This is a genomic window from Loigolactobacillus zhaoyuanensis (genome assembly GCF_003946385.1).
Lineage (GTDB): Bacteria > Bacillota > Bacilli > Lactobacillales > Lactobacillaceae > Loigolactobacillus > Loigolactobacillus zhaoyuanensis.
Window position 1 is genome coordinate 1 of record NZ_RHOE01000074.1, and the last position, 10,065, is coordinate 10,065.

Annotated in this window: 12 protein-coding genes and 1 pseudogene; 7 read left to right on the forward strand and 6 right to left on the reverse strand. The window is 40.7% G+C overall.

The window, feature by feature from the left end; genetic code table 11:
- Nucleotides 1-1,321 (forward strand): annotated as a pseudogene (locus tag EKM76_RS11405) (nicotinate phosphoribosyltransferase); the annotation flags it as partial.
- Nucleotides 1,322-1,424: 103 nt separating this feature from the next.
- Here the strand turns inward: EKM76_RS11405 and EKM76_RS11410 are convergent.
- The 6 genes from EKM76_RS11410 to EKM76_RS11435 form a co-directional block, all read right to left on the reverse strand.
- A complete protein-coding gene (locus tag EKM76_RS11410) occupies nt 1,425-2,096 on the reverse strand; it encodes a TetR/AcrR family transcriptional regulator (RefSeq protein WP_014975084.1) in 672 nt (223 codons plus the stop codon).
- Between the two features lie 4 nt (nt 2,097-2,100).
- Nucleotides 2,101-3,348 carry an ABC transporter permease gene (locus tag EKM76_RS11415; RefSeq protein WP_010620835.1) on the reverse strand — a complete coding sequence of 416 codons (1,248 nt, stop codon included), beginning with the start codon at nt 3,346-3,348 and terminating at the stop codon, nt 2,101-2,103.
- Nucleotides 3,326-4,069, reverse strand: a complete 744-nt coding sequence (locus tag EKM76_RS11420) for an ABC transporter ATP-binding protein (protein ID WP_125550759.1) — start codon at nt 4,067-4,069, stop codon at nt 3,326-3,328. Before EKM76_RS11420 ends, EKM76_RS11415 begins: the two co-directional genes overlap by 23 nt.
- Before the next feature lie 247 nt (nt 4,070-4,316).
- Nucleotides 4,317-4,784 carry a Dps family protein gene (locus EKM76_RS11425; RefSeq protein ID WP_003587210.1) on the reverse strand — a complete coding sequence of 156 codons (468 nt, stop codon included), beginning with the start codon at nt 4,782-4,784 and terminating at the stop codon, nt 4,317-4,319.
- 541 nt (nt 4,785-5,325) lie between these two features.
- Nucleotides 5,326-5,682 (reverse strand): type II toxin-antitoxin system YafQ family toxin, encoded by a 357-nt coding sequence (locus tag EKM76_RS11430; RefSeq protein WP_046041398.1) that lies wholly within the window; start codon nt 5,680-5,682, stop codon nt 5,326-5,328.
- Nucleotides 5,682-5,960 (reverse strand): type II toxin-antitoxin system Phd/YefM family antitoxin, encoded by a 279-nt coding sequence (locus tag EKM76_RS11435; protein ID WP_125550760.1) that lies wholly within the window; start codon nt 5,958-5,960, stop codon nt 5,682-5,684. Before EKM76_RS11435 ends, EKM76_RS11430 begins: the two co-directional genes overlap by 1 nt.
- Before the next feature lie 78 nt (nt 5,961-6,038).
- Here EKM76_RS11435 and EKM76_RS11440 point away from each other — a divergent pair, with 78 nt between their 5' ends.
- The 6 genes from EKM76_RS11440 to EKM76_RS11465 all read left to right on the forward strand — a co-directional run.
- Complete coding sequence (locus EKM76_RS11440; protein WP_063207285.1) at nt 6,039-6,626, forward strand: site-specific integrase; 588 nt, start codon at nt 6,039-6,041, stop codon at nt 6,624-6,626.
- Nucleotides 6,627-6,638: 12 nt separating this feature from the next.
- Nucleotides 6,639-6,998, forward strand: coding sequence for a hypothetical protein (locus EKM76_RS11445; RefSeq protein WP_125550761.1), 360 nt, complete (start codon nt 6,639-6,641; stop codon nt 6,996-6,998).
- Nucleotides 6,999-7,374: 376 nt separating this feature from the next.
- Complete coding sequence (locus EKM76_RS11450; protein WP_054656489.1) at nt 7,375-7,587, forward strand: hypothetical protein; 213 nt, start codon at nt 7,375-7,377, stop codon at nt 7,585-7,587.
- Between the two features lie 707 nt (nt 7,588-8,294).
- Nucleotides 8,295-9,230 (forward strand): replication initiation protein, encoded by a 936-nt coding sequence (locus EKM76_RS11455; RefSeq protein ID WP_063285835.1) that lies wholly within the window; start codon nt 8,295-8,297, stop codon nt 9,228-9,230.
- On the forward strand, nt 9,223-9,768 hold the full coding sequence (locus tag EKM76_RS11460) for a DUF536 domain-containing protein (protein ID WP_010620839.1): 546 nt from the start codon (nt 9,223-9,225) through the stop codon (nt 9,766-9,768). Before EKM76_RS11455 ends, EKM76_RS11460 begins: the two co-directional genes overlap by 8 nt.
- Before the next feature lie 115 nt (nt 9,769-9,883).
- The coding region (locus tag EKM76_RS11465; protein WP_164507645.1) for a transposase at nt 9,884-10,065 on the forward strand (182 nt) is incomplete at its 3' end.

Consider the following 10,065-nt stretch of genomic DNA (forward strand, 5'->3'; position numbering starts at 1 on the left):
TTGGTGTTCCTGAAAGTGCCCTGTATCGTTGGCGGAAGCTATATACCGAAGATGGAAAGCAAACGCCGTTTGCTTCTTTAGAAGCTGAGAACCGTGCCTTAAAACGTGAAAATGCCGAATTAGCATTGGAGCGTGATATGTTAAAAAAATCCGCCGCCTACTTTGCCAGTCTCCAGAAGGAACCCCGGTCTTTCCTCGTGAACCACTATTGACAATCACTGGACCACTTGAGCAAGCGCAATTACTTGAAACGCTCGTCTTAAATATCGTCAATCACCAATCACTGATTGCCACTAAAGCTCGTCGACTGAGTTATGCCGCGGCAGGACGTCCAATTATGGAATTCGGTGCGCGCCGTGCGCAAGGCCCGGAAAGCGCACTTTACGGCACCCGGGCAGCCATTATTGGTGGCGCCAATAGTACTTCAAACGTTCTCGCTGCGAAGCTGTTTGATATTCCCGTTGCTAGTACCATGGCCCACAGTTGGATTGAAGCTTTCCCAGATGAACTAACGGCGTTTCGCAAGTGGACCGAACAATATCCTGACAATAGTGCGCTACTAGTCGATACTTATGATGTGCTTAACTCTGGGATTCCTAACGCGGTGACGGTCTTTAAGGAGCTACGAGCAGCTGGGCATGAACCCGTCGGTATTCGAATCGATTCGGGGGACGTCACGACTTTATCACAAGCTGCCCGGACACAATTGGACGCGGCTGGCTTTCCCAATGCCAAAATCACTATTTCTAACGCATTGGATGAACACATCATTACCTCGCTGTTGCACGAAGGCGCACCGATCGATAATTTTGGTATCGGTGAAAAGCTCATCACTAGCGCGTCCGCACCGGTTCTAAGTGGCGTCTACAAGCTTGCGGCAACTGAGAGCAATGGTCAGAGCACCCCCAAGATCAAGGTCAGTGCCAGTCGCGAAAAACTAACGATTCCTGGTGATAAGCAAGTCTATCGTCTGTACGAACCAGGAACTCAGCGGGCCTTTGCTGATTTGATTGCACTAGCTACCGAGACGATCGTTGATGCGACCAGCCTAACCGTCGTCACCAGTGACCCACTCAGTGTCGACCGTCAACAGCGACTCACCCATTTTGAAGCCCGGCCCTTACTCGCGCCGGTAGATTTGTCCAACACCACGTCAATTCCGGTTACAACCATTCAGGCAACGACCCAGGCTAAACTTGCCGAGCTCCCACGAACAACCCAGCGGCTCGTCAACCCAGATCTTTACCCGGTCTACATGACGACCACACTCAGCCAGTTACAAACTAGTTTGTTGAATAAAATGACGATACTAGCAGATTAACAAACGAACACGCGTAGCAACGACTAAAGCCACTTCTGTACTTAGCGTTCAAATGACCGCTAAGTACAGAAGTGGCTTTAGTTTATATCAAGTAACAGTTAGCTCACTGACCAGTAATTTGATCATGTTCACCCGGGGTCAATATTTTGGTCATCACCGTAATCAAATACGCTTGTTCGCGCTCAATTTCAGTTCCCGGCAATTCCAGCATTAACTGCGCTAGGTAACCGAATAGCTGCGATAACAAACTTTGCAGTATCAAATCATTCGGCCAATCCACAATCAAATGATCTGCTTTTAGTTGATTTATGACACTTCCCATCTGCTTGACCATCTTAGGCGCAATCTGGCTAAGAATCTGTTCGCGTCGTTCGGTGTCAAAAGCTGCCATTTCAAAAATGACCTTTAACTCTTTCACGTTAGCTTTAGCAAATGCAACTCGGTCCGTAAAAATTGCTGTGACGAATGCCTGTAGACTGGGATAACGCTGCCGTAATTCATCCTCTGAAAAATCACTCGCTAAGATTGGCACAATGTGCGCGGTAATTGGTGCTAAGATGGCATCCCGTAAGGCAGCCTTAGTCTTATACCGCCGATAGACCGTCCCCTCCGCAACGCCGGCCCGTTGTGCAATATCACTAGTACTGGTCTGGTCAAAACCCTTTTCAGCAAACAAATCGAGACTTGCCTGGAGGATGGCCCGTTGCTTAGGTGTAATCGTTTCATTCTGACTTAGATCCTGTTGAAAATAATCCCGTATCCGTGGTCGTTCCATATCCTCACACCTTCCGATAACGTTTCATTCCAACAATATTCAACATTGTTAGTACGACCATAAACCCTACTAATATTAACAAATTGACACCAATATCGCCAAGCCCAGCACCCTTTGTCACAACAGCCGTCATCGCATTAGCACCATAGTATAACGGCATGATGTGGGCAATTGCTTGCAACCAACTGGCCATGCCATCGACTGGAACCAACCCAGCAAAAAAGATTTGTGGTACAACAATCAGTGGAATAAACTGAATCATTTGAAATTCTGAGTTAGCAAAGGTGGAAATAAAGATACCCAAGGTCAAAGCCACTAACGCTAATAATAAGTTAGTCAGAAAGACCAGCCAAATACTACCAACTAAGTGAATCTTGAAGACCGTAATTGTGAAAACAACGGTCAGGACAGTCTGAATGATGGCAAAGCCCCCATAACCAATTAGATAGCCCATAATAATTTCACTCCGTCGAATTGGGGTTGCAAGTAGCCGGCTTAGGGTTCCAGTAGTGCGTTCATTCAAAAGTGAAACGCCAGAAATCAAGAACACAAAGAAGAAGACAAAGAAACCGAGAAAGGCTGGAAAAAAGTTTTCAAAGAACGTTGAATCACTACTACTATAAATATAATGAGACTTAGTCGTATAACTGGTTGCTTTAGCTGACTGAGTCGAACTAGACGTCGTGGCTGTGGCCTGCTTGAGTTGCTTTTGTAATTTCTCAGCAGTTGCCTGGTCACCGCGGGCCTGGGCTTGTGCAATGGCAGTCTTCAGCTTGGTCACCGTTGCTTGTGTCTGGGCTGCTGTCAGCTTCTTCAAAGCGGCTTGTTGCGATTCAAGGGCCGCGCGCTGTTTCTTAGTAACGGTCACCAGCGTCTTCATTTTCAACTTGACTAATCCTGATTGTAAACTCGCCTTAATTAAAGACGTGTTGGTTGGATTGCTATTTGAATAAGTAATCGTCAATTGACCATTTTTCTGAGTCAAATAGCCATCTAGATCATGCTGCTTAATCATTTTCCGTGCCTGTGAACTATCATAATGATGAATCGTCACGTTTTTGGTATCGATCACGTTAACCACGGATTGGTCTACATGATGAACACCCAAGCTTGCTACTTGCGTCGTGTTGTTTTGAAATAAGAAATACATCAGCGTCATAATCAGCAATGGTGCCAAAAACATCAGCGCCAAGGTACGCTTATCACGTAACATTTGCTTAAAAACCCGTCTAACGATTGCCATCGTTCGCATCTTGCATCCGCCCCGCTTTCAAAAAGACCTGTTCGATCGTATCTACTGCATACTGTTGTTTCAGTGCCGCGGGTGTCCCCTCAGCAAGCGCAATCCCGTGCCGAATCAACATGAGATAATCACACCGTTCTGCTTCGTCCATGACATGCGTTGTCACGAGCATCGACTTACCGGTATCCTTGATCTTATTTAGTTCGGTCCAAATTTGTTGCCGTAATTCTGGATCAATCCCAACGGTCGGTTCATCTAAAATCAATAATTGGGGATCCTGAATCAGGGCAATTGCCAACGACAAGCGCCGTTTCATCCCACCCGAATAGCCACTGACCCGCTTGTCTAATTGGGACGTTAAATCAACTAATCCGGCTGCATAATCAATCATCTGTGCTAACTTTATTTTTGGAACGCTCATCAATTGCCCAAACAAGGTCAGGTTTTCACGGGCCGTTAGTGTCTCATACAAAGCGTCACTTTGGGCCATATACCCTACTTGTGCCATTACCGCCCTATTGGGCATCACCGTATCCATGACTTTAACAGTGCCACTATCCACAGCTTCCATCCCTAAAATACTCTTGATCAAGGTGGTCTTCCCAGCTCCTGATGGCCCAATCAAGCCATAAATCATTCCAGCCGGCAGTGTCAAATCAATCTGATTGAGCACTTGCTGATGACCAAAGTGCTTGCTGACCTGCTTGGCGATGACATAATCCGTTACCATTTTAATAACCCTCTTTCTCAAAGCGAGTGTATACTCACTCACTTAATGGCCTTAGTATAATCAGTACATCTCGGTTTGTCAACATTAAAATGAGTTATCACTCACTTATTTTGCTTCCGGCCTATTTGTCACCGCATTGCAAACAAAAATGCGCCACCCCCGTTGTTGGGATGTCGCATTTTAATTAAATAGCAGCACTGATATAAGCGTTAGCAATGTTTAAGCCTACCGATTTTTTAATATTATTTTATTCATCAATTTCCGGCGCCGATCCAAGCTCTGCCTGAATCATCCAGATTTTCTTCTCAATTGCGGTTTTGAGACCAATGAAAATATCTTGGGTACTGAAGTCTTTTTCAACATCGGATACTTCAATGCCGTGTTGGTAAAGGTCTTCCAAGTAACGATAGCCATCAACTAAGTGTGCGAGGCGTTCTGGGGTTGTTTTGTCCCATTCACCAGGCCAGTCTTGAATCTTAGTGTTTTCGGCCATTTCTTTTAAGGTCGAGTAAGGACTGCCATCAAGCGCAATCAGCCGTTCAGAAATGACATCGAGTTGGCTGTCAATTTCTTCCATGAACTCATCCATCAAGGGGTGCAACTTCAAAAAGTTGGGTCCACGCATGTACCAATGCGTCTGATGGATAATCATTGACATCTGGCTCAAATCGGCAACGAGTTGATTTAATACTGCTTTGGTTTTCGTATATTTCATTAGATTGATCTCCTTTCGATATGGTTATTATAACATAGTGGTAGCTTAATCTGAAACGTTATACACTGGCAAATTAAGTTATTTATAGCCCGTAGAATTAAGTCGTTTTGAAAAGATGGAGACGTTATATGGTAGATTGTAAAATTAAATAAATCTACAATTGAATTTTATTTACCTTATGAAGATGTTCAAAACGCGTTAAAGGAAAGTGCGCAAAATCCCTTTATACGTACAAAGGATGAATGGGTAGTGGGTAACAATGAGTGTAAATTAAATAAGGCACAAAAAAGGATGCTTAAGGATAAAGAAATATATAATCATTTCAATTTAGAAAATATTTCCAGTTCCATCAAAACGGAGCTAAACAAGATAGTGCATGACATCGATGACTAATACTTTAACACCAAACAGAAAGGGGCTATGAATATATAGGGTCTATAATTAACAAATAACCCCTCGAAAACATTGAAAGAATAACCCCCAACATCTATAATATAGATGTTGGGGGTTATTTATTTTCATATTATAAAAATGACTTCTTCTATTCGTCATTTTTTCGATACCTTTTAGCACGATTTTGACCAGGAAATAAACGATCATGCGATCCGACTCGAATGCCAATTAAGACTAGTTCATCTTTATCAATCGTATAAACCACCAGGACATCGTTAGTTTCGCTTGGTGTTTTGTTTTTCGGGGTATCTCGTAAGTGAAATTCATTATAACCGCTCATTCGCCGATTAAGCTCATGATCTTCAAATTCTGGTGGTAATTGTTGTTGCTCAAGCAACAGATCAATGGCTGCTCGAACTTCATCAATAATAGATTTGTCTAAACTGGCTAACCGTTTTAGATCAGCATTAAAGGTTGCACGTGGTTTAAATCTTAGTTTTTTCATTATTTAAACTGACCCCAATAATCATCATCTGATTCAACAATTTCATCGTCAGGTAAAACATGGCGTTTAATTAACTGATCACGTGCAATTGCATATTCTAACGAGCCCTCTTTAGCTTTTAATGCTCGTTCTAGCCAATCCATTTTTTCTTGTGAAACGATGGCCACTGCGCGACTATTTGAACGAGCAACATAAACGGTTTCGTCTTCGTCATTAACTTGATCTAAATATTTTTTTAAGTTAGCGCGAAAATCGCTCTGTGTTAATGCTAATGTCATATTTACCACCCTTTCTTTGTACTTAATATTGTACTTTAATTTGTACTAAAAATCAAAAATTTTAAAGGAGCTCAAACTATGCAACAAATTGTCTTACCAATCAAAGATTCAAATGTGCTCAAAGAAGTGCAAGATACGTTACTCCATAATTTCAAAGCTGGTTGGCGTAACTATACCGTTTTTCAAGTGGGTAAAGCGACTCTGTTGCGAGTGAGCGACGTTATGAAGCTTCGTTGGACAGATGTCTTTAACGAAAACGGCACCGTGCGTCAGAATGCGTTTATCCACGACCAAAAGACCGGTAAAGCTAACCTGCTCTACTTAAAACCCGTGCAAACTGATTTATTAGCCTATCAAGCTTGGTTGCAAGAAAACCATTTGGTTTCTGACTGGTTGTTTCCCTCGATTCAGCACCCAGAACGACATATCACGGAAAAACAGTTCTACAAAATCATGAGCAAGGTTGGCGATCTGTTAGGAATTAATTATCTAGGGACCCATACGATGCGTAAAACCGGGGCTTATCGCGTTTACACGCAATCAAATTATAATATTGGCTTAGTCATGAATTTGCTAAATCATTCCAGTGAAGCAATGACTTTAGCTTATTTAGGCTTAGACCAGGCCAGTACCGAAACGATGCTGGATCAAATTGATTTTGGTTAGGAGGCTGGCTTTATGGATTTAGATTTTAAATCAAACAAGTATGATCTGTTTGATGATTGGCATCAAAACAAGACTAAACAAGCCTTTACACAAAAGTTGCAGCAACAAGCTCAAATTGAAAAAACACAATTACCGCAATTATTGTCGCGTGAAGATTTAAAAATTCGTTGGCAGATGAACTCTCGTCAAAGTGTTCATCAAGTTGCTAGTAAGCCTGATTTTCCGCAACCCGTTTTTGCTTTTAATCATGGTAAGACGCCGCTTTACTTAGCAACTGAAATTCAAGTTTTCGAAATTAATCACCCTTGGGTAATAACTCCCGGCGCTCGTCTTGCTTATAGTCATTGGATCCTTCGTAATGTGATTTATTAATCTTAAGATTTAACTCTAGGTTTTTGATAGTTGGCGTTAGCCTTCTAATACAAATAACCCCCATCAAAATGGGGATTAAATCTACCCTTGACAAGTGTCAAGGGTGTAAGTGCGCATTGACCTCGTTTCACTCGGTCTGCTGATAACCATGAAATCAGTTTTTGCCGTTGTTGAATTGACTGTATTTTTAATTCAATTTATGTTTGCACCTAACTAGGATTGTTATGTTTTAAATATTTAAAAAGTGTTGCAGATTACGCTGTTTTAAGCCAAAATTTTTTAATTGCTTTGTGCAGATAATCTTTATAAGCTTGGTAACAAATTTTGAATAACGGTGCTGTAAGATCTGTGAATTTAAACTGAAAGCATTATTTTGATGTTAGGAGTCATTAAGATTGACGAAAAGAAAGTATTAAAGCCAATTGATGAAATGCTTGCTGATCCTTGGCAAGTTGATATTCAAGAATTGTTTGAAGCTTCTGTCAATGAACCTAACGAGATTAAAAAGAATTTGTATGATTCCTTATACACTTATATTTTGCAAAAAAGACAAGAAGATATTATTAATCGTCCTGGCTTCGTTATTTAGCCCTCTAAGAGCCTGCTGAGGGCTTTTTGTTTTGCTTTGGTATAAATGTATATGAATAGTCTTAAAATTGCTAGAAACGAAAAATAAGGCCCTAAAAAACGAACATAGCAGCTAAGTTCTTGTTAAGATTCAAAAAAACTAACTGTTTGCTGTCAATGGTAGCGGACGAGCAAAGCGTGGGAGCATAAGGAATTGACAGCTCTAAACCAGTCTTAACACTGAATTGGCGAAAGCCAAAGTTTCTATAAAACTTTGCTTTCCTGCCTAACGGCGAGTGAAAAAGCAGTCAAGCTGGCTCAGCTTGGACGGGGTTCGGGGCGTCAGCGCCCGAACTAATGTGGCTTGCCACACCTTTTTAGGCAACGAACAGCGTGAGGCGCAAGGAGCATAGCGACTGAAGTTTAATGTGAGCTGGTTTTAGCTCACTCCTTTGTGTTTTTTGATTCTAGGTTTTGACCTCGTACAGTGGTGCCTCTTATATACCTCTTTTATAAACCTCTTTTAAACCTCTTTTAGACCCCTCTTGCGCCTTACTCCCCCAAGGCGTACAGAAGTTTATCGACTACATTTTGTCTGTTTATCGACTACATTTTGTCTGTTTATCGACTACATTTTGTCTGTTTATCGACTACATTTTGTCTGTTTATCGACTACATTTATTTACTCCTGTATTCAAATAAGGTAGTATTATTCAAGGAGGTTATTTTATGAGCAATGAATTAGTCAAATATGACCCTGAATTAAATACAATCCCCTTGCGAAGGTTTACTCCTGTAGAAATGAACTTGTTCTTTTCTGTAGTTTCTAGAATGCGTGATAAAGGTGATGATACTGTTAGATTTACCTTTGATCAGTTAAAAGAGTTAAGTGCCTATAAGCCAACCGCAAATAATCGGTTTATTGATGACATACAAAGTACATATCAAAAAATACTAGGTCTTAGATTTGGCTCTCGAAGTAAAGATGGTCTTGATAGAGAGATGTTTGTCATGTTCACTCGATTTGAAATTAAGGGATCTGCAGACGTTCCTTATGTTGATATTCAAATTTATCCCAAAGCGTTGAAACTTCTAAATAATCTCGAAAGTTGGGTTCGTTATGCTTTGACAGAGTTCCGAGATTTAAAGAGTAGTTACGCAAAAACAACTTTTCGTATTCTTAAACAATTCCGAACCACTGGTTATGCTTATTTTTCTAAAAATGATTTCTTTGAACTACTAGATATTCCACAAAGCTATTGGAGTAAGCCTGCGAACGTTGAATCTAGGGTTATTCGCCCAATTAAGGAAGAACTAACCCCTTTGTTTAGAGGCCTAACTATACGAAAAAAATATGGTAAAGGTCGTGGGAAACCAGTGATTGGTTATACTTTTACTTGGAAGCCTGAAAGAAAAGACGCAAACGACTTTTCTCAAGGTAAGTTCCAAGATGAGCGTCAAAAACTTTTTAATATCCAGAATAATGGTGAATTAACAGAACAAGAAAAATGGCGTGCTACCGATAAAGTTAAAGGCCTACCACTAGGCTCAACTGAAAAACAGATTTTAGCCGAACGACAGATTGAGCATGATAAAACAATAAGAGATCAGACAAGACAAGAAATGCTTTCTGAACTCCGAAAGGGGTTTGGAAAACATGCCTAAAACTATTAGAGAACTTGCTGATGAATTGAAGGTCTCTAAACAAACTATTCAATATCACTACCAAAGACTACCAACAAAGAACCAACAAAAAGATAGTCAAGGTACAAACATGATTAGCCTTACAGCTGAAAGGATTATTAGGGACAAGGTAGCAAAGCCTTTGGTAGCAAAAGATCAACAAATAGGTAGCAAAAAAGCGACAAAGACTAGCAAAAAAAATAATGAGCTAATTGCTACTCTAAGAAAAGAGGTAGCAGATTTAAAGTCTCAACGTGACAAACAGCTTGCGACCAAAGACCAGCAAATAAGTAGCAAAGACAGACAAATAGATCATTTAACAAAACTAATAGACCAACAACAACAATTACAATTAGCAACAGTAGCAGAAGATCGCCATTTGAAAGAACGCCTACGAAAATTAGATGGCCCAGTTGAAGATCTTGAAAGTATAGAAAAAAGCCAAGTTGCAAAAACTGATGGTGCAAAAAAACAGGCAGCTAAAAATATAACTAATAAAAAATGGTGGCATTTTTGGTAATCGAATAATTATCGTAAATATGTACTAGAAAAGAGCATACAAATTATGGAGGGTCTGTACTAGAATTTCGGACAGAAACATAAGAGAATTGATTTATCCGAAAGGAGTCCTCAAAATGACCTATTCACGCAATCGCTACGACCAAGATTTTAAGAAAAATGCGGTACGTTTGAGTTTTAACTCTTCCAAACCAGTTAAAATCATTGCCTCCGAACTTGGTGTTCCTGAAAGTGCCCTGTATCGTTGGCGGAAGCTATATACCGAAGATGGAAAGCAAACGCCGTTTGCTTCTTTAGA

Excerpts from the sequence above, each read along its gene's own strand:
- EKM76_RS11450 (WP_054656489.1), top strand. The coding sequence starts at position 7,375 with ATGTTAGGAGTCATTAAGATTGACGAAAAGAAAGTATTAAAGCCAATT.
- EKM76_RS11415 (WP_010620835.1), bottom strand. The coding sequence starts at position 3,348 with ATGCGAACGATGGCAATCGTTAGACGGGTTTTTAAGCAAATGTTACGT.
- EKM76_RS11425 (WP_003587210.1), bottom strand. The coding sequence starts at position 4,784 with ATGAAATATACGAAAACCAAAGCAGTATTAAATCAACTCGTTGCCGAT.
- EKM76_RS11435 (WP_125550760.1), bottom strand. The coding sequence starts at position 5,960 with ATGACATTAGCATTAACACAGAGCGATTTTCGCGCTAACTTAAAAAAA.
- EKM76_RS11420 (WP_125550759.1), bottom strand. The coding sequence starts at position 4,069 with ATGGTAACGGATTATGTCATCGCCAAGCAGGTCAGCAAGCACTTTGGT.
- EKM76_RS11410 (WP_014975084.1), bottom strand. The coding sequence starts at position 2,096 with ATGGAACGACCACGGATACGGGATTATTTTCAACAGGATCTAAGTCAG.
- EKM76_RS11430 (WP_046041398.1), bottom strand. The coding sequence starts at position 5,682 with ATGAAAAAACTAAGATTTAAACCACGTGCAACCTTTAATGCTGATCTA.
- EKM76_RS11460 (WP_010620839.1), top strand. The coding sequence starts at position 9,223 with ATGCCTAAAACTATTAGAGAACTTGCTGATGAATTGAAGGTCTCTAAA.
- EKM76_RS11440 (WP_063207285.1), top strand. The coding sequence starts at position 6,039 with ATGCAACAAATTGTCTTACCAATCAAAGATTCAAATGTGCTCAAAGAA.
- EKM76_RS11455 (WP_063285835.1), top strand. The coding sequence starts at position 8,295 with ATGAGCAATGAATTAGTCAAATATGACCCTGAATTAAATACAATCCCC.
- EKM76_RS11445 (WP_125550761.1), top strand. The coding sequence starts at position 6,639 with ATGGATTTAGATTTTAAATCAAACAAGTATGATCTGTTTGATGATTGG.